Here is a 20322-nt window from a genome sequence, read left to right as displayed (position 1 = left end):
TAGAAGTCCGAATGGTGGGGTGATTCGTCGCTGCGTCAACAAAACAGCCAACATATCAAAAGATGGTGATGAATCTCTTCCGCTTCGAGGAGTTGAAGAATATGATGGTGGAAGCTAAGCGAAGGACGAATCTCAGGTTTTCAGAAATTCAGGTTCTTGAGTATCAGAATGGGCGCGTTTCGCAACAATCTTCTTCAACCGCCTCTTCGACCATGGTCGTTGTTTGTCGCTTTCTGGCTCACCTTCGGGACGTTCCTGTCGTCGGCGCTCACTCTTCGGGCAGACGAGCGGCTGGAGCAGATTCAAGGTTTTCTCAATTCGCACTGCATCGATTGCCACAATTCGATCGACATGACTGCCGGTCTGAATCTGGAAGAAATCACCAGCGAATATCGACAATCGGCTGAGTGGGATTCCACACCGTGGGAGAAAATGGTCAAGAAGCTCGCGACTCGGCAAATGCCCCCGCCGGGAGTTGTGCGACCAGATGAAGTTGAGATCGAGTCATCGCTGGCTGCCCTTGAATCCATTCTGGATGAAACGGCGGAAGTATTTCCGTTTCTCGGGCGAACGGATCCGGTCCGGCGACTCAACCGAACGGAGTATCAGAACGCCATTCGGGATCTGTTGAAGATCGAAATTGATGCCAGAGAACTCTTGCCAGCGGACCAGTCCGGACACGGATTCGACAATGTCACCGTGAGCGAACTCTCTCCTGTGCTGCTCAGCCGATACATCACAGCTGCGGAGCGCATCAGTCGACTTGCGGTGGGCGGTCCCATGCGAGGCCCGGATGGATTGACCGTTCGGCTTCCAGCTGATCGTACTCAGGAAGCGCATGTCGAAGGTCTCCCACTCGGGACGCGTGGGGGAACATTGCTCAATCATCACTTTCCACAGTCTGGAGAGTATGAAATCCAACTGAAACTCATGCGGGATCGTGACGAGCGTGTCGAAGGAATTCGTGAGGAACATCAACTCGACGTGTTGCTGGATCGGGAACTCGTTCATCAATTCACAATTCTGCCACCACGGTCTTCAGGCGATGGGCCTCGGACCGATGCTCTTGTGGACGCGCATTTGAAGAAACGCTTTCACGTCACCGCTGGCCCTCATGCGATTGGTGTCACATTTCCTCGCAAGTTCTCTTCTCTTTCGGAAATCAACCGGCAACCTTTTGAAGCCAGCTTCAACCGTCACCGCCATCCGCGTCAGACCCCGGCGATTTACGAAGTCTCAATCGTGGGGCCATTCGCTCCTGAGGGGCCGGGAGATACCGCAAGTCGACGACAAATTTTCACCGCACATCCGACTGGTCCTGAAGACGAAGAAGCTTGTGCGAAAAAGATTCTGTCGCGATTGATGCGGCTGGCTTATCGACGTCCAGTCACCGAAAGCGATCTGGCCATCCCCATGCGATTCTTCGAAGAACGCAACGCAGCTGATGGTTTCGAAGCAGGAATCGAGTCCGCAATTGCGACGATTCTGGTCAACCCACACTTTCTCTTTCGCTCGATTGTCGTTCCTCAAGATGTTGCAAGCGGTGAGATCTATCCGATCTCCGATCTTGAGCTGGCATCGCAGCTTTCGTTCTTTCTCTGGAGCAGCCTTCCCGACGATGAACTTCTTACTCTGGCTTCCGACGGGCAGCTCTCTGATCCAGCCGTGCTGAATGCTCAGGTGGAACGGATGTTGGAAGACAGTCGATCCAGTTCCCTCGTTCAAAACTTTGCAGCCCAGTGGCTGTATCTTCGGAATCTCGATTCCTTTCGTCCGGATCGTCGTTTGTTCCCGAACTTCGATGACAACTTGAGAAAGGCCCTCCGTCGCGAAACCGAGTTACATTTCGAGCGAGTCCTTCGTGAAGACCGGAATGTGCTCGATCTCATTCAAACGGACACAACATTTTTGAATGAACGCCTCGCGCAGCACTATGAGATTCCCCATGTCTTTGGAAGCCATTTCCGACCGGTGAAAGTCGATGCGGATACCCAACGCGGGGGGCTCTTGCGGCAGGGAAGTGTGCTCGCTGTGACTTCCTACGCAACGCGAACTTCTCCGACGATTCGTGGAAGTTGGATTCTTGAAAACCTGATTGGGACGCCCCCACCACCTCCACCTCCGAATATTCCTTCGTTGAAGGAGGAAACCAAGGATGCCGCCGTTACCGTCCGCGAACGACTCGCCGAACACCGAGCGAATCCCGCGTGCGCCAGTTGCCATGATTTGATCGATCCAATTGGCTTCGCCCTGGAACATTTCGACGCTGTGGGTCGTTGGAGGGAATTCGATCAGGGAGAAGAGATTGACACGTCTGGTCTTTTTGCCGACGGGCAGCCGATTTCCGGTATCGACGATCTCGAGAGGCACCTTGTGTCGAACCCGGAAATCTTCGTCGGAACGCTGACTGAAAAATTGATGACATTTGCGCTTGGACGGGGAATCGAATTTCGTGATGCGCCCGAGATTCGAAAAATTGTCCGCAGCGCGGCTGATCACGAATATCAGTTTTCGTCGATCATCAAAGGAATCGTGTTGAGCAAGCCATTTCAGATGAGGACAGCAGAATGATCAACACTCGGAAAGCCATTTCGCGACGAACCCTGTTGCGCGGAGCCGGTGCGGCGTTTGCGCTTCCGCTCTTGGACGCGATGATTCCAGCGAGCACAAGCCTCGCTGAAACCGCCGCCGCTCCAACCCAGCTGCGGCGATTGGGATACGTTTATATTCCGATGGGATTTAATCCTGCCGATTGGACGCCTCACGGGGAAACACTCAACGAACTCCCGTTCACGTTGCAACCTCTTGAGAGCATCCGCGATCAGACAGCAGTGGTGAGCGGACTCGAGTTGCGAAACGCTTACCCCGGATCACACGCAACTTCAAACTCCGCGTTTCTGAGTGCAGCGACCGCGCGGCGAACTGAAAGTTCGGACTACTACCTCGGGACGACTGTCGATCAGATTGCGGCAAAACATTTGGGGCAGCACACGCAATTGCCGTCGCTTGAACTCGCCATGGATCTTCTGGACAACGCCGGTCAGTGTGACAACGGATATGCGTGTGTCTACCAGAACTATCTTTCTTGGTCGTCGCCGACGTCTCCACTGCCAGCCGAGGCACATCCGCGACTCGTTTTCGAAAGCCTGTTTGGAGAAGGCGGATCGACCGCCGATCGAAGAGAAGCGCTGCAACGTCGTGCCAGCCTTCTCGATGCAGTCACGTCGGAGATGCGTCGATTTAAACTGCAACTGGGAGCGAATGACCGGAATCGATTCGATGACTACTTCGAAAGCATCCGCGAAGTAGAAAAACGAATTCAACGCGCTGAAAGTAACGTCAATGAGAACCCGCTCCCGGATCTCGATCGACCGGTCGGAGTCCCCGCAGAGTACGCAGAACATGCACGGCTGATGTTCGATTTGCAGCTCCTCGCATTGCAAGGGGACATTACACGTGTCGTCTCGTTCCAGTTGGCTCGAGAGGCCAGCACTCGAACTTATCCCGAGATCGGTGTTTCGGATCCTCACCATCCTGTTTCACATCATGGCAAGAACCCGGAGAAACTGGAAAAGCTATCGAAGATCAACCAGTTTCATGTCTCGCTGTTTGCTGAATTTCTCGAGAAAATGGCAGCCTGCCCCGAGGGGAATGGCTCGTTATTGGATCATTCGCTGTATCTCTACGGCAGTGGAATGGGTGACCCGGATGCCCACGATCACACCGACTTGCCAATCATCGTTGCTGGCGGAGCGGCTGGCAACATGCAGGGAGGGCGGCACGTCGTCTATGAGAAACATACGCCGATGGCCAATCTGCATTTGTCGTTGTTAAATAAAGTCGGAATCGAAATGGATTCCTTCTCCGACAGTACCGGTCCGGCTGATGAATTGTTCGAGCCATTGAGTCTTTAATAGTTTTTCATGCGAGTTCGTCGATGCACAACAGACGGGACGAGTGGATGAATCGCGCGTGTTCTTTGACAGTGTTGGCAATGTTGGCTTGTTTCTTCGCGACTCATGCGTACGCGATTGATGCTGGCTCAAACTCGACAGCAGTCGCCGATGCGGCGGAAGCTCAGGATTGGGACGAAGTTGCCCGGCTGATCGAGTCCAACTCCCCGGTGACAGCAAGTCAACCCGACGGGATGACCGCTCTTCATTGGGCGACCTTCCGGGATCGGGTTGATATCGTCAAATTGCTCTTGTCGAAAGGCAGTGATCCAAATGCCCAGACCCGGTACGCGATCACTCCTCTCGTCATCGCCTGCGAAAACGGTTCGGCGAAAGCAATTGCAACGCTCCTCGAAGCGGGAGCCGATGCATCATACGAGCTTCCCGGTCGGGAAACTCCGCTCATGCTCGCTGCCCGAACTGGAACTGCGGAAGGAGTCCGGCATCTTCTGAAACATGGAGCAAATCCGGATGCCTCCGAACGCAAAGGGCAAACCGCGTTGATGTGGGCAGCAGCGAAAGGGAATGTTCAAGCTGTCGATGCCCTGGTTGAAGGCGGAGCCGATCTGAATCGCAGTTTGAAGACCGGTTTTACAGCGATGATGTTTGCCGCTCGGAATGGGCACGCGGATGTCGTTCATCGACTTCTCGCTGCAGGAGTGGACGTGAACGCAGTGATGGAACAAACCAGGTCAGGGGCTCGCTCTCCTCGTAAAGGGACTTCAGCACTGACACTGGCTGTGGAGAGTGGGCACTTCGAACTCGCAATGATGCTGATCGAGGCAGGGGCCGATCCGAACGATCAGAGAAGCGGATTCGCACCCCTGCATGCAATCTCCTGGATTCGAAAACCTGCACGCGGTGAGGGAGCCGATGGCGATCCTCCTCCTCGAGGTTCTGGACAACTCACTTCTTTACAGTTCGTGCGTGCGATTGTCGCTGCCGGGGCGGATGTTAATTTGAGATTGAACGACGGAAAGAAAGGACGGGCTGTCCTGAGTCACAAAGGCGCGACTCCTTTTCTTCTGGCATCCAAAACCGCCGACATTGACTACCTGAAGCTTCTCGTGGAACTCGGGGCTGACCCGACGATTCCGAATGTCGATGGGTGTACGGCGTTAATGGCAGCAGCAGGTGTTGGAGTGAGGGCAGTCGGTGAAGAAGCGGGAACGGAGCCCGAAGTGATCGAAACTTTGAAATATCTCATCGCTCATGGGCTTGATGTTAATACCGTCGACAAGAACCGTGAAACGGCAATGCATGGGGCTGCCTATCGGTGTTTTCCCAAGGTGATTGAGTTCCTCGCTGCTCAAGGTGCGGATCCTGCGATTTGGAATCACAAGAATCGATCGGGATGGACTCCTGTCATGATTGGTGAAGGCCACCGTCCGGGATCGTTCAAGCCCTCACCGGAAACAGTTCAAGCGCTCATGACCGCGATGGGAAAAACGGACATTGCGGAAAACTGAGAGTCTCTTCCGGTTTCGTCGATCTCTTTGGGTGTAAGATTCCGGGGCTTCGAGGTCGAAGTCATCTTTCCGGCGATTAAGTACGGTCTTTGTGCAAGTGCGCTCGACAAGAACTCTTGAACAACGATCAATTGACGACAGGCGTCAAAGCACTCTGTGATCGTTGAATGCCGCTCGTGTTTCAAATTCCTCTGACTTCCTGAAAACGGTCAGAATCGAATGTGGTTGCCGGGGCAATCGCTGAATCGCTTCAAAACAGGTAAAATGCTGACACCTCGTGTCGACGTCGATCACATGCGCTGGCGCAACTGAAATCAGCGAACGAGTCGATCAAGCAACAAGAGAATCCGGCTCAACGCTTCCCGTATCGGAAATGACCTGCATTATGAAGACGATCAGCATTCTGAATCATGTTCTGGGACCAGTGATGCGCGGGCCATCGAGCTCACATACTGCCGGGGCTTATCACGTCGGATGTATGGCCAGATCGATTCTCGGGGCCGTTCCCGCCAGTGCAGTTCTGGCGTTTGATCCCAGCGGGTCTTATTGCGTGACTTACGTTCCGCAAGGGGCTGATCGCGGTTTCGCTATGGGATTGATGGGCAAAGATCTGACCGACGAACTCTTTCATGCATCGCTTGCAGAAGCTGTTGCCGTCGGAATGGACCTTCGATTCGAAGTCCGCCCACTTGAACTTGCCGATCATCCAAACACCGTAGAAATGCAACTCACCGGCGCCGATGGTCGTCGAGTTCAGATCGTCGCGAGATCGGTCGGCGGCGGGGAAGTTGAAATCACCCATATAGATCAAATCCCCGTCCTGTTTAATGGAGCGGCGTGGGAAACTCTTGTGGAGACTTCGAGCGAAAAGAAGACCGAAGTTCTTGAGTTGCTCAAGGAAAAGACCGGAGACGTTGAGGAACTGGACCACGATCCAGGCAACGGGGCCGTTCGATTTCAAATGCGCAGCCACGAATCTCTCGGTCCGGAAATGAGAGAGGCACTCGAGAAGCTGGCTCCTGAAATTCGAATCTGGGAGTCAGCCCCTGTCTACTTTCCTCAACAGGGAGCCCCGATTTATACGAGTGCTGCTGAGATGGTTCAGTTGTGTGAAGAGCGTCACGTCAGTCTGGGGCAGTTGGCTCTCGAATATGAATCGCAGCTTCTCGGATTGACACCGGATGAGGTGATTTCCGAATCATTGAGGCGCTATTCGATTATGGTGCAATCGGTCGAGAGAGGGCTTGCGCTCGATTTCACCGGTCTGCAACTACTCCCCGCATGTGCTGGTGCAATCTTCGCTGCAGAATCCGAAGGGAATCTTTCTGTTCGAAGTTTGCATACCCGCGCAGCTGCTCGAGCAATGGCTGTGATGCATGTCGATGGAGCAATGGGAGTCGTCTGCGCCGCTCCGACAGGAGGTTCAGCGGGCGTGATCCCCGGCGCTCTGCTGACACTCGCCGAAGAACGAAACCTCAGTGATGAGCAAATTGCGAAGGCATTTCTAACAGCCGGTGCGATCGGCTCGATTCTCGCGATTCGGGCAACTTTCGCAGCTGAAGTCGCGGGATGTCAGGTTGAAATTGGAGCATCCGGAGCGATGGCGGCCGCTGCAATCGTTGATGCTGTCGGCGGGTCAGCTCGCCAGGCTTGCGATGCGGCCGCGATTTCATTTCAGAATACCATGGGAACCGTTTGTGACTTGCTGCACGGAATGGTGGAGATTCCCTGTCACACACGCAACGGAACAGCTGCAGCGAGCGCGTTTGTGAATGCGGATTTGGTCCTCGGAGGATATCCGAATCCCATTCCCCTCGATGAAACAATCGACGCCGTTTATGCAGTCGGATTGGCCATGCCGTCTGAATTGAGATGTACGTCAAAAGGGGGACTCGCTGTCACTCCCTCCGCTCTCGCTCTGCTCGACAGTTGCTGCGGTTCCGGTTGCTCAAGTTGTGGGCAATAGCCACGCAGACAATTTCGAGTCTCTGGACCAATGGTTCACAACGAGCCTCCCTACTGCACAGGTTTGCGAGGGCAGGGATCCAGAAGTGTGAACGTTGATCGAATCAGCAGGTTTGTGAATTCACTATCGAAGTCTGAAGAGAATCGCGAGTCGGTCAGCTTATGCGAGCGACGGCAGAAAACTCTTCGCAAAGAACCAATGGCGGATGAGAAGTAGAAAGAAGCGGGGCGAAGAAAACTGCGCAAGAATTCTCGAGCAACTTTTCCCGGCTCCAGAACAGTTTTGAGTGAACTTGTGTCAACTCAAAACTGTCTGTTGAAGAAGTGGTCACAGCCAGACTCGAACTGGCGGCCTTCTGTTTGTAAGACAGACGCTCTAACCAACTGAGCTATGCGACCGGGGGCATTTTACTAATGAAGACCTGAGTGAGCAAGTGGAGGTTCGGTGAGTCTTGGGGTTTGAGGACCAAAGTTGTTTGCGAGTTCGGCGTTGTGAATTCGCACCAGCGATTTGGATGTAAACGATGCCAAATCGCTGGGGGGGGGAACGCCGACAAGTGCGAAATTCTTTCAGCTCGGACGAGTGTTGTGTTTGTTTGAGAGGCGACTTCTTGCCGAGTGTCCCATCAGTGACTGTTGAATCGACATGGCTGTCGCTGAAAGGTTCAGGACAAGTTCGTAGAATAAATTCAGACGGAATATTTGGACACGAGACAAAGTTATGAAGACACCTGCGGAACTGCCCATCTTGATGAGTCAGAGGAGCACACTGACGAAAGACTTGGCGATTAGCTTCCTCATGCAGCAGGGGGTTGAGAATCCCGACTGCCTGTCATTGGCTGCCGGGCTGGTTGATCCAGAGACGCTGCCGGTTGAGGAAACTCTTCGGGCGGCTCAACAAGTCCTCGCGACCAGAGAGTCCGGAATTCGGGCGCTTCAGTATGGGACGACTCCCGGGAGCGCCCAACTTCGGTCGGAGTTGCTGACGTATTTTGCAGATTTGGAGAAGTGTTCGACTGAGTCCCTTGGGATTGATGCCAGCCAGATGATTCTGACAACCGGGTCTCAGCAGTTGTTGTCGCTGGTGTGCGAAACTCTTCTGGATCCTGGCGATATCTGTCTTGTTGCTGGCCCGACGTATTTTGTATTCGCGGGAAATCTGGCCGGGGTCGGAGCGAGGACAGTTACAATTCCTTCGGATGATCAGGGGATGGATCCTGCAGCTCTTGATCATGCTCTTGAGCAAATCGCATCGATGAAGGAACTCCATCGAGTCAAGTTGATTTATGCCGTCAGTTACTACGACAACCCGAGCGGTGTTTGTCTGTCAACGTCGCGTCGCGAGCAGATCGTGGAGATCGCTAAGAAATGGTCTCGTGAGCATCGGATTCTTGTTCTCGAAGACGCTGCCTACCGCGAACTTCGATATGACGGCGAAGAACACCCGAGCGTGTGGAGCTTTGATCAGGAACGGGCAAACGTCATCTACACGCAGACGTTCTCAAAAACGTTTTCTCCAGGAATCCGGGTCGGGTTCGGAATCGTTCCCAAGGACCTGGTGACTGCGATCTGTGAGCGGAAGGGGAACGAAGATTTCGGATCTGCTCACTTTAATCAGAAGCTCATTGCGACCGTCTTGCGAAGCGGAGAGTACCAGGGTCACTTGGCGAAAGTGCGCGACGGATATCGTTTGAAACGGGATGCAATGTTAGCTGCCGCGCAGAAATACTTTTCGGATTTGCCCGGAGTGAGTTGGGTGCATCCCAAAGGCGGGCTGTACGTCTGGATGACACTTCCGGAGTCGCTCGAATCCGGATTTGATCGTCCTCTCTTTTCTCAGGCAGTCAAACATGGCGTGATGTACGTTCCGGGCGAGTTGTGCTACGCCGGTCCGGTCGAAGATCGGCCACGTTCACAGATGCGATTGAGCTATGGAGTGTTGCCGGTGGATTTAATCGACGAAGCGATGCGTCGACTCGCCGACGCTGTTCGGGAAACGCAATCAGCTCGAACGTCAAACGACGTTTCGAGCTGATTAGAGAATCGATTTGTTCGAGAACCGTTCCCGCATCCCTTGAATCGACCAATGGTTCAAGAGATGCCTTTTTTTCAGGGCCGGTTGTGGGAAATGATCTCGATTGTTGTTGACATCAAGATGTCGCACTAAGAATTGTTATGGCAATTCGGTGACACCCATCAGGTAGCGGTCACATTCGCGTGCTGCTTCCCGACCTTCGTTGATGGCCCAGACAATCAAGCTTTGACCGCGTCGGCAATCGCCCGCAGCGAAGACACCTTCAAGGTTCGTTGCGTACTTGCCATAGGTGGCTTTGAAGTTGCTTCGTGCGTCAACTTCGATTCCGAGCTGTTCGGCAATTGTCTGTTCCGGGCCTCGGAATCCGAGTGCCATGAAGCAGAGATCGGCAGGCCATTCCTTTTCTGATCCGGGAACCGGGGAGAACGGTGCGTTTTCTGTTGGATTCGACCAGTCGACCTGTTGAGTCTTGATCGCCTTCAGATTTCCGTTTCCGTCGCCGATGAACTCGGTGGTTTGGATTGCGTATTCGCGAGGATCATTCGCGAGAGTCTTCTGACCATTCGACTTGTAGTCAAAGACTGCGGCGGCTTCGGCGTGTCCGTAATCGACTCGATGCACCTTTGGCCATTGTGGCCACGGGTTGTTCGGTGCACGTGATTCGGGAGACTGGGGGACGATCTCGAAGTTGACGAGGCTTTTGCAGCCGTGTCGCAAACTTGTACCGAGGCAATCGTTCCCGGTGTCACCACCTCCAATGACGATGACGTGTTTGTCTTTCGCCGAAATGAAATTGCCATCTTTCAGTTCGGAATCGAGCAGGCTCTTTGTGTTGGCGTGCAAGAATTCCATCGCGAAGTGAATTCCGTTCAGTTCACGACCGGGAGTTCGGACGAAGAAGTCGTTGGGGACCGTTGCTCCGGTGGAGAGCACGACAGCGTCGAATTTGTCCATCAATTCCGGAGCAGGAATGTCCTTGCCAATCTCGGTCTCGGTGACAAATTCGACTCCTTCTTCTCGAAGCAGGTCGATGCGGCGTTGGACGATCCACTTCTCGAGTTTCATGTTTGGAATGCCGTACATGAGAAGCCCGCCGATTCGGTCGGATCTTTCGTAGACGGTACACAGGTGACCGGCACTGTTCAGTTGCGCCGCTGCGGCCAGTCCAGCAGGACCGGAACCGACGATCGCGACCTTCTTGCCGGTTCGTTCGGTGGGCGGGTTCGGCTGAATCCAGTCTTCGGCGAAACCTCGATCGACAATGTTGCGTTCAATTGTCTTGATCGCCACGGGAGGCTCATTGATCCCGAGGGTGCATGAGCCCTCACATGGGGCAGGGCAGACACGACCTGTGAACTCCGGGAAGTTATTCGTCTTGTGCAATCGGTCGAGTGCTTCCCGCCAGTCGTTGTGATAAACGAGGTCGTTCCATTCAGGGATCAGGTTGTGAAGCGGGCACCCGGTTGCCATTCCGGCCATGATGTCCCCGGTATGACAGAACGGAATTCCGCAGTCCATGCAGCGAGCGCCCTGTTGCTTCAGGACTTTCAATTCGATGGGATTGGCGAATTCGTCCCAATCCTTGAGTCGTTCTTTCGGCAGACGTTCACTCGCGGTCTGCCGCTGGTACTCCTTAAATCCGGTTGGCTTTCCCATGATCTATCTTTTCCGTTATTTCAGAACCATTGGTACGGTTGTGTTTTGATGCGAATCATTCCGGGAAGAGTCATTTCGACCCGGTCGTCACTCGTCGTGCTTGCTTCTTGAGGATGTGAAAACTCAAATCAGTTGGGAGTCGACGAATCGCGGGACAGGTCGACTCCCCGGAACTAGTTGAAAATGACACATCAAGTCGTTGGAACTTCCGTCGAAGCGGAATCGACATCTGCCTGTTGAAGAGCCATTTGTTCCATCGCTCGTTTGAAATCGCGTGGCATCACTTTGACGAATTGCTCCAGTGACGTGTCCCACGTGTCGAGAATTTCAGCAGCTCGAGTCGAACCTGTGTAGTTTTGATGGCGTTCGATGACATCTTTCAGTTCGGCAGCTTCTTCAGCGCTTTCGACTTTTTCGAGGTCAACGAGTTCGAGGTTGCAGTTCTCAAGGAAACGCTGTTTCGGATCCCAGACATACGCAATTCCGCCGGACATTCCAGCTGCGAAGTTGCGTCCCGTTTCACCGAGAATAACGACACGGCCGCCGGTCATGTATTCACAACCGTGATCGCCAACACCTTCGACGACTGCGGTTGCTCCTGAGTTTCGTACACAGAAGCGTTCGGCAGCGATGCCACGGAAGTAGGCTTCCCCTGAAGTCGCTCCGTAGAGGGCCACGTTTCCGATGATGATGTTGTCTTCCGCAGCGAAACTGCTGTCAGGAGATGGGTAAACAATCAGGCGTCCGCCGGAGAGACCCTTGCCACAATAGTCGTTGGCATCCCCGATCACTTCGATCGTCACTCCATTTGTTGCCCAGGCACCGATCGATTGCCCGGCTGAACCATGACAAACGAGATGAATGGTATCGTCGGGAAGTCCTTTCAGTTTCCAGATCTTCGAGACTTCGTGACTCATTGAGGTTCCGAAGGCGCGGTCGATGTTCTGGATGTCGAGTTCGATGCGGATCTTCTCTCCCTTTTCAATCGCTTCGCGACATTGCGGGATGAGAGTCGACTGGTCGAGTGTTTCCTCGAGTCCATGATTCTGCGATTTCTGGCAGTAAGTCCCTGCATTCGGGTAAGGACTTTTCACAGGAGTCAGAATTTTGGACAGGTCGAGATGTTTGGCCTTCCAGTGATCGATTTCGGAGTTCAGTTCGAGCATGTCGGAACGTCCCACCATCTCGTTGATGGTCCGGAATCCGAGTTCCGCCATGATCTTGCGAGTATCCTCAGCGACCATGAACAAGTAATTGACCACATGTTCCGGTTTGCCTGCAAACAATTTGCGGAGTTCCGGATCTTGCGTCGCAATTCCGACGGGGCAGGTGTTGAGGTGACACTTCCGCATCATGATGCAACCCATCGTGATCAGCGGAGCCGTTGCGAATCCGAATTCTTCGGCACCCAACATCGTTGCGATGACGACGTCACGACCAGTTTTAATCTGACCATCGGTTTCGAGAACCACACGGCTTCGCAAGTCGTTCATGACCAGAGTCTGGTGAGTCTCAGCGATTCCGAGTTCCCACGGAAGTCCCGCATGCTTGATGGACGTCAGTGGGGATGCTCCCGTTCCGCCTCCATCTCCGGAGATCAGAATCTTGTCCGAGTGTCCCTTCGCGACACCGGCTGCGATGGTTCCGACACCGACTTCGGAAACCAGTTTGACACTGATCCGAGCGGACGGATTCGCATTCTTCAAGTCGAAAATCAGTTGGGCGAGATCTTCGATCGAATAGATGTCGTGGTGCGGTGGAGGACTGATCAATCCGACACCAGGAGTCGAGTGACGCGTGGCTGCAATGATCTTGTCCACCTTGTGACCGGGAAGTTCTCCACCTTCGCCGGGCTTGGCGCCCTGAGAAACCTTGATCTGAATTTCATCAGCGTTGGTCAGGTACCATGACGTGACACCAAAGCGACCGGATGCCACTTGTTTAATAGCGGATCGTTTACTGTCGCCGTTGGACATTGGAGTGAAACGCTTGGCATCTTCTCCGCCTTCGCCGGTGTTGCTCTTTCCGCCGAGGCGATTCATCGCGACGGCGAGAGTTTCATGCGACTCCGCTGAGATCGATCCATAACTCATCGCTCCCGAACAGAATCGCTTGACGATTTCTTTTGCAGGTTCGACTTCGTCGAGTGGAATCGATTGACCAGAGCGGAAGCGAAGCAGTCCACGCAGAGTCCCCTGACGTTGATTGCTGGTGTTGACCAGTTCGGCGAATCGTTCGTAAGCGTTCTGATCGCCAGCACGCGCTGCCTGCTGAATTTCGGCAATCGTCATCGGGTTCCAGGCATGCTTTTCTCCTCCGTGACGCCAGTGAACCAGTCCCATGTTGGGAAGAACCGGAAGTCGCTTGCTTTCGTGGCGAGCGGGGAATCCCATTTCGTGACGTCGGAGATGTTCCTCAGCCAGAATTCGGAAATTGACTCCCTGAATTCGACTGGCTGTTCCTCGGAAACAGGTGTCGATCACCTCATCGGCGAGGCCGAGTGCTTCGAAGATCTGAGCTCCCTTGTAGGAAGCGAGCGTCGAAATTCCCATTTTGCCCATCACCTTGAGCATCCCTTTAAAGACGCCCTTGCGATAGGTCTTCACGATCTTTTCTTCGTCGTAGGACTCCTTCAGATGCCCATGATCTTTGGCGTCTCGAATCGCTTCGAAAGCAATATATGGGTTGATGGCGTCCGCACCGTATCCGGTCAGCAGGCAGAAGTGATGAACTTCCCGAGCTTCTCCCGACTCGATGACTAAACCGATCCGTGTCCGAAGCTCCTTGCTCACCAGATAGTGATGGACGGCTCCGGTCACAAGCAGAGAACTGATTGGAACACGTTCGGCACTGCAAGCTCGGTCGGAAAGAACGACGAGGCTGTACCCGTCAGCGATTGCCTGTTCGACTTCCTGACAGATCCGTTTGAGGGCTGGCTGGAGGCCGGACGTTCCCTCTGAACGATCCCAAGTCGTGTCGATGGTCTTGGTTTTCCATCCACGGTATCCGTCGAGGGATTTGATTGCTGCCGTTTCTTCGTCCGTCAGAATCGGATGAGGAACGCGGAGGCGATGAGCCTGTTCTTCGGTCGTGTCGAGAAGATTCCCTTCCGGACCGATGTAACACTCCAGCGACATAATGACTTCCTCACGGATCGAATCGATCGCGGGGTTCGTCACCTGAGCGAACAGCTGCTTAAAGTAGTCGTAGAGGAGTCGCGGTTTGTCCGAGAGACACGCCAGCGATGAATCATCCCCCATCGAGTAGATCGGGTCTTTTCGCTGATTCAGCAGAGGAATGAGCATGAACTGCAGAGTTTCGGTGGTGTAACCGAAGGCCTGCATTTGGCTCAGCAAATCCTCTGAAGGAATCTGTTCTGTCGATCCCTTTTTCGATTCCCAGTTGTCGACAAGTTCGTTCAGGTCGACACGCTGTCGCTTCAGCCATTCTCCGTAGGGGCGACGTCCAGCAACATCGTGCTTCAGCTCTTCGTCTGGAACGAGTCGTCCTTCTTCGAAGTTGACCAGGAACATTTTTCCCGGTTGCAGTCGGCCCTTGCTCTTCACATTCTTCGGATCGATGGGAAGAACACCGACTTCACTGGCCATGATGACCCGATCATCGTGTGTCACGTAATAACGACTCGGACGAAGCCCGTTTCGGTCGAGGCTGGCTCCGATGAAACGGCCGTCTGTGAATGACACACTCGCTGGTCCGTCCCAGGGTTCCTGCATCGTCGAGAAGTACTCGTAGAAGGAACGCTTGTCTTCGGACATTTCGTGATGATTCTGCCATGCTTCGGGAATCATCATCATCGCCACTTCTTGAAGTGTGCGTCCCGAGTGATAGAGAAGTTCCATCGCGTTGTCGAAGTTCCCCGAGTCGCTGCAATGCTTTTCGATGATGGGGAACAACTTCTTCAGATCGTCGCCGAACAGCTTGGATGACATGCCTCCCTGGCGAGCATACATCCAGTTGCTGTTCCCTTTGACGGTATTGATTTCGCCGTTGTGGGCCATGAAACGCAACGGTTGTGCGCGGTCCCAGGATGGGAACGTATTGGTGCTGAAGCGACTGTGAACCATCGCGAGATGCGATTCAAAATCGGCATCGTTCAGGTCTTCGAAGTAGGGAAGCATCTGATCGGGAGTCAGCATTCCCTTGTAAACGATGACTTTTGTCGAAAGCGAACAGGAATAAAACTCCGTCGCGTGAGGGAGTTCCGACTCGCGAATTCGATGGCTCGCCATTTTGCGGATGATGAACAGCTGTCGTTCCAGCTCTTCGGAATTGAGTCCCGGAGCGGCTCCGATCAGCAGCATTTCCATGTGCGGCTCAGCAGCGCGAGCAGATGGTCCAATGTTGGCCACATCCGGTCGCTGTGGGACTTTCCGCCACCCGATCAACGTCTGACCTTGTTCTTTGATGAGGTCTCCGACGATTGATTTGAAATCATTTCGGGCTTGTTCGTTCTTGGGAAGGAAGATAATTCCCGCCCCATATTGCCCAGCTTCCGGCAGGTCGATTCCGAGTTCTTGCTTGACGACTTTGCGAAGAAACTTGTCCGGCAGGCCCACCAGCATCCCGGCACCATCTCCGGTGTTTTCTTCACATCCGCATGCTCCGCGGTGTGTCATATGACGCAGAATGTGGTCGGCGTCCAGCACGATCTGATGCGATGCCTGTCCCTTGATATGAGCAACGAACCCAACGCCGCACGAATCATGTTCGTTGTCAGGATGATACAGTCCTTGCGGTTCGGGAAAACCAGCGAGTTGATTGGTGGTGAGATTTTCCATGATGCACAATTCCTTTGTTGTCTCAAATCCGGAACCGGGAAGTCTGTCACGCGTTGTGAGACTCTCGGTTCAAAACTCAGGGAAGCCCAAGTCTTCAAGTGTTTGGTTTCGATCTCCGCATACATCAAAAATGAATGATGCGGAACATGAGACCGGTTGGGGTCAGGTTGACTTGCCTGTCAGCAAGCCGTGGTGTGTCGTGAAAGGTTTCGGGTGGAATGTCAAAATCGACCCGGACTCTGATTGCGATGGACAAGTCACACTGGTCACAGTGCTGAAGGGTTCCCGCTTGAGGAAGACCGTCTCAGCGACTTGTCCGATTCACTCCGTCATTGCTCAGACGTCCTGATTGACGCACTATGAGCGGAAACTCGGCCCTGTTGCCTCAATGCGATCGGACCGTTTCGGTTGGTTCCCCGGGAACCTCCCAGCTATGCGGAACTACTGCTCGTGACAGTAGAGAATGGCGACACCGGCTCGTGTTCAGGAGATTCTTCGTGAAGCAACTCGACGAATTTCTCGGCAGCACGAGACAAGTGTTTGTGACGTTTATGAACAATTCCCAATGGACGCACGAATGTGCAGTCGGAAAGAGGGATCGCACGCAGTGTTTGAAATTCCAGTTCACGTCGAAGTGTGGCCAACGGTAATAGAGCCACACCCAGGTTGATTTCCACTGCCCGCTTGACAGTTTCAAGGTTATCGAACTGATGAACGACGTGCATTGTCACGTTGGATTTTCTTAGTAATTTCTCAGTGGCACGACGAATCATCAGGTCGTGGGTGAACGCAACTAAATCCAATCCTTGGAGATCCGTCAATCGAATCGATTCCCGGTCGGAAATCGGATGTTCGGGCGCGACTGCCAGAACCATTTCCTGGTCAATCCACGGAAGGCAGCCAATGTCTCCCCCATCTTTGGGGAAGGAAACAATCCCAAGCTCCACTTCATCCCGAAGCACGCGATTGTAAATTTCATCCGGTTGAACGTAGTCGAGACTCAGTTCGACATCGGGATATTCGCTTCGAAACTTTCTGACATAGTCAGACATTTGCAGCAGACCGACAGAATAGATCGAGGCCACTCGAACTCGACCCGTTAAGCGACCACTGAATCGGGTGACCGCATCCTCAATTTCCCGATAATCGTCCAGCCATTTCTGACATCGTTCAAAATAAACACTTCCCGCAGGGGTGAGCCCGATGGGACGTTGTGATCGATCAATCAAAGCCACTCCCAGCTGGTCCTCAAGCTGTTGGAGTGCCTGACTCACTGCGGGTTGCGAAATCTGACGCGCCGACGCAGCCCGGGAAAAGCTGCGCTGCGTTGCGATCTCACAAAAGATTTCGGTATTCCGAAGACTCACAGGATTCAATAACCAATTTCAAATAAAAGAACCATTGTTCGATAAGTGGTGGAGTGTATCCTCGAGAACCACAGCCGTCAAGGATTTCGGAGATGGTCCGATCAACTGATCAGAATCCGGGAATTGGTGGTCGGATTCAATGATTTCGACGCCCCAGATTCACAACGCACCAGCTGTTGTTGATGCGTTCGGTGAGAAGTGCGCATCTGACCCCAGCAAGCAGGGGACTCTATCGCTGTTCACACAACCTCACCGCGGTCATCGTCAGTTCTTATGGCGATCACAAGGAAATCCGTTCTTCCGCAGAAGCGACTGCACCGGAAAGAGAAGCCGTCTTTATTTCGTCGAGATGGATTCGATCATCCGGACGACTTCTTCTTCGTTCCAGTTGTTGTCTGTCTCGAAGATCATGAGGAAAGCCATTCCCTCGCGTCCTTTGAAAACTCCCACCACTTGATGAACGACGTCGTCCGATTCGGGACGAGTCCCCGTCACAAACTCGAAGTCGACCTCTTCACCGTCAATCGTAAACGTGCGAGTTTCCTGTGACGTGACGTCAATGTCCTGGTTCGTGCCCTGCTTCTCGGCTTCCTTTTCAAACTCGAGCCGAAGATCTTCTTCCTCCATCATGGAGGGGCCAGACATCTGCATCAGAACAATCCCACCATTTTCCGGGTCTTTGCTCCGCCCGTAAGCGACCATGTCCATCTTGATGAACAAGTTGAACCCCACACCAACGCCCGGCTCGTAGACGGCCGGCAACACAATCGTTGCGATTTCGTCTCGCATCGCATCGATTTCTGCCGGATTTTCCGTCGCCGTCGTTGAATTCGAGACGAACCAATAGATTCCGCCACAACAGATCACCAGACTCACGGCGGAGAAGATGAGGAGCCCCATCAGCACCTTCATTCCGGTGCTCATCCCCGGAGATGGAGACTGTGTCGAGAAACCATCAGTGTCGTCGGCATCAAAATCGTCGAAGGGGGCATTCTCTGACATGGAGAGCTCTCAAAGAGAAAATTTCGGTGTGAAGTCGAATCGTCCATCTTTGGTGCGCAAAGTTCAAGCGCAGTTCACAAACACTGGGACCCGATCGTCCAATTTTCGATTGTGAATTGCAGCTTCATTCACAGAAACACCTCAACCCGGGCCGACGTCTCGAAAATCAACATGGAGGCTCAAAAGAGTGACTCGTCAGTCGCAGCGTGCTGGGCTACACTTCGGCCAATTGTGAACGCGAGGAATGCTATGAATGTCACGACAATTGTGGGCCTGGAAGTTCATGTCCAGCTTCAGACGAAAACAAAAATCTTCTGTGGATGCGCAAATCGCTTCAATCCAGACGCTCCCAATACGCAGGTCTGCCCGGTCTGTCTGGGACATCCAGGCACCTTGCCGGTCATGAATAAAGAGGCTTTCGATCTCTCGCTGATCACAGCCACCGCTCTGAATTGCGAAATCGCCGAGTTCACGAAATGGGATCGCAAGCAATACTTCTATCCCGATCTCCCCAAAGGCTATCAGATCAGTCAGTACGATCTTCCTTTCAGCAAAGAAGGGTGGCTTGAGATCGACGGCGACGACGGGAACCGACGCAAAATTCGCATCAATCGAGCCCATCTCGAAGAAGACGCCGGGAAAAACATTCACGACGAAACCGGACGCGGGAAAGACAGCCAGGTCGACCTGAACCGCGCCGGAACTCCCTTGCTGGAAATCGTCAGCGAACCCGATCTCCGATCCGGAGCCGAAGCCAAACAATATCTCGAAGAGATGCGGCTGCTCCTCACCTTCCTCGATGTCTCCGACTGCAACATGCAAGAGGGCAGCCTCCGCTGCGATGCCAACGTCAACCTGCATCTGACAGACGACGCAGGACAAAAAATCGCAACGCCCATTGTTGAAGTTAAAAACCTCAACAGCTTCCGGGCTGTCGAAGCAGCCATCGATTTCGAAGTCCAGCGACAACTCAAAGAATACGAGAAGTCCGGCCGCAAACTTTGCGATCCGGGTGTGGAGAAGGAAACGCGCGGTTGGGATGCCAATCGAAACGTCAGCTTCGCCCAGCGGGGCAAAGAAGACGCCGCCGACTATCGTTACTTCCCCGATCCCGATCTCGTCCCTGTCACAGTCACGAAAGAACGCATCGCAGACGTCCGCGCCGCTCTCCCGGAAGCACCTGCCACACGACGCCGACGCTTCGAAAAAGAACTCGGTCTCTCAACGTATGATGCCGACGTCATCGTCAATCAGGGACGCGAACTCGCCAGCTACTTTGAAGAGGTTGTCGAAGTCAGCGGAGACGGAAAACAGTCCGCAAATTTCGTCACTCAGGACGTGCTGCGAGAGATGAAAGAGCGAGGAGTAGAAATCGGCGAGTTCCCCGTCTCTGCATCAATCCTCGGGACGATCGTCAAGCGGGTCGTTGACAACAAAATCACCACCAAAAGCGGCCGCGAAGTCTTCTCCGCTCTCCTCGAAGAAGCAGACAACGACCAGGAAATCAGCACCAGCCGCGTCGACGAAATGATCTCAGAACGCGGCCTCGAAGTCGTCTCAGATACCGGCGCTCTCGAAGAAGCAGTCCGCTCCGCAATCGCCAACTGCTCCAGCGCCGTCGAAGACTACCGCGCCGGCCGAAAACAAGCGATCGGAGCAATCATCGGCCAGGTGATGAAACAAGCCAAAGGCGCCGACGCCAAAGCCGTCCGCGAACTCATCATCCAAGTGATCGAAGAAACCGCTTAAAGCTCTATTCACTAATGACGGGCCAACAACCTGCTAAATTCCAAACTGCAAGAGTGATCACAAAATCATGCCCACGAAAGCCGAGGACTAGATTCAGTGTGGAAGAAAGTTGGCTATCTCAAAGCCGCCACACAGGATTCCATCAGATTCTGTGTCTCTTCCTCAGCAGGCTTGCTATTTAGGGAGTGTCTTGGCTGGTTGTCTCAAATTTCCGTAAGTCAACAATCGAGTGGCTAAACACAGTTCAATCTGATGGGGAATGTGACACCTAAACTACGATAGGAGCAGAGATGGATTATTGGGTGCAATACCACAACACCGACAAAC

11 protein-coding genes and 1 tRNA gene (1 of these 12 only partly in view) are annotated in these 20322 nt (G+C 53.5%); 7 read left to right on the top strand and 5 right to left on the bottom strand.

All coding sequences use genetic code 11. From position 1 onward, the window contains the following. Positions 1–168 precede the first annotated feature (168 nt). The 4 genes from KOR42_RS07760 (at position 169) to KOR42_RS07745 (ending at position 7388) form a co-directional block, all read left to right on the top strand. A complete protein-coding gene (locus KOR42_RS07760) occupies positions 169–2571 on the top strand; it encodes a DUF1592 domain-containing protein (RefSeq protein WP_146508534.1) in 2403 nt (800 codons plus the stop codon). Next, positions 2568–3914: a DUF1552 domain-containing protein gene (locus KOR42_RS07755; protein ID WP_146508532.1), complete on the top strand. Its 1347-nt coding sequence runs from the start codon at positions 2568–2570 to the stop codon at positions 3912–3914. The genes KOR42_RS07760 and KOR42_RS07755 overlap by 4 nt, the downstream gene beginning before the upstream one ends. 80 nt (positions 3915–3994) lie before the next feature. Beyond that, complete coding sequence (locus KOR42_RS07750; protein WP_197440962.1) at positions 3995–5422, top strand: ankyrin repeat domain-containing protein; 1428 nt, start codon at positions 3995–3997, stop codon at positions 5420–5422. Between the two features lie 385 nt (positions 5423–5807). Next, the gene (locus KOR42_RS07745; RefSeq protein ID WP_146508528.1) at positions 5808–7388 is read left to right on the top strand and encodes an L-serine ammonia-lyase, iron-sulfur-dependent, subunit alpha; all 1581 of its coding nucleotides are present in this window, start codon (positions 5808–5810) and stop codon (positions 7386–7388) included. Between the two features lie 324 nt (positions 7389–7712). On the opposite strand, the gene KOR42_RS07740 is transcribed toward KOR42_RS07745, so the two are convergent. Next, positions 7713–7786 (bottom strand) — tRNA-Val (locus tag KOR42_RS07740). 352 nt (positions 7787–8138) lie between these two features. Here KOR42_RS07740 and KOR42_RS07735 point away from each other — a divergent pair. Beyond that, on the top strand, positions 8139–9422 hold the full coding sequence (locus tag KOR42_RS07735; RefSeq protein ID WP_231740763.1) for an aminotransferase-like domain-containing protein: 1284 nt from the start codon (positions 8139–8141) through the stop codon (positions 9420–9422). Between the two features lie 138 nt (positions 9423–9560). Here the strand turns inward: KOR42_RS07735 and KOR42_RS07730 are convergent, their stop codons facing one another. The 4 genes from KOR42_RS07730 to KOR42_RS07715 form a co-directional block, all read right to left on the bottom strand. Then, positions 9561–11078, bottom strand: a complete 1518-nt coding sequence (locus KOR42_RS07730) for a glutamate synthase subunit beta (RefSeq protein ID WP_146508525.1) — start codon at positions 11076–11078, stop codon at positions 9561–9563. Between the two features lie 191 nt (positions 11079–11269). Next, a complete protein-coding gene (gene gltB / locus KOR42_RS07725) occupies positions 11270–15877 on the bottom strand; it encodes a glutamate synthase large subunit (RefSeq protein WP_146508523.1) in 4608 nt (1535 codons plus the stop codon). 431 nt (positions 15878–16308) lie between these two features. Then, positions 16309–17244 carry a LysR family transcriptional regulator gene (locus KOR42_RS07720; RefSeq protein ID WP_197440961.1) on the bottom strand — a complete coding sequence of 312 codons (936 nt, stop codon included), beginning with the start codon at positions 17242–17244 and terminating at the stop codon, positions 16309–16311. Between the two features lie 336 nt (positions 17245–17580). Then, positions 17581–18246, bottom strand: a complete 666-nt coding sequence (locus KOR42_RS07715; protein ID WP_146508519.1) for a hypothetical protein — start codon at positions 18244–18246, stop codon at positions 17581–17583. A 249-nt stretch (positions 18247–18495) separates the two neighbouring features. Between KOR42_RS07715 and gatB the strand changes: the two genes are divergently transcribed. Continuing rightward, on the top strand, positions 18496–19995 hold the full coding sequence (gene gatB, locus KOR42_RS07710) for an Asp-tRNA(Asn)/Glu-tRNA(Gln) amidotransferase subunit GatB (protein WP_146508517.1): 1500 nt from the start codon (positions 18496–18498) through the stop codon (positions 19993–19995). Between the two features lie 290 nt (positions 19996–20285). After that, positions 20286–20322, top strand: the 5' end (the start) of a protein-coding gene (locus KOR42_RS07705) for a hypothetical protein (protein ID WP_146508515.1). It continues 341 nt past the right edge of the window; 37 of the gene's 378 nt are visible here — the first part of the coding sequence; the start codon lies at positions 20286–20288; the stop codon falls past the right edge of the window.

The sequence above is a fragment of the Thalassoglobus neptunius genome (genome assembly GCF_007859735.1).
GTDB classification, from domain to species: domain Bacteria; phylum Planctomycetota; class Planctomycetia; order Planctomycetales; family Planctomycetaceae; genus Thalassoglobus; species Thalassoglobus neptunius.
This window is presented reverse-complemented; position numbering and strand designations above follow the sequence as displayed.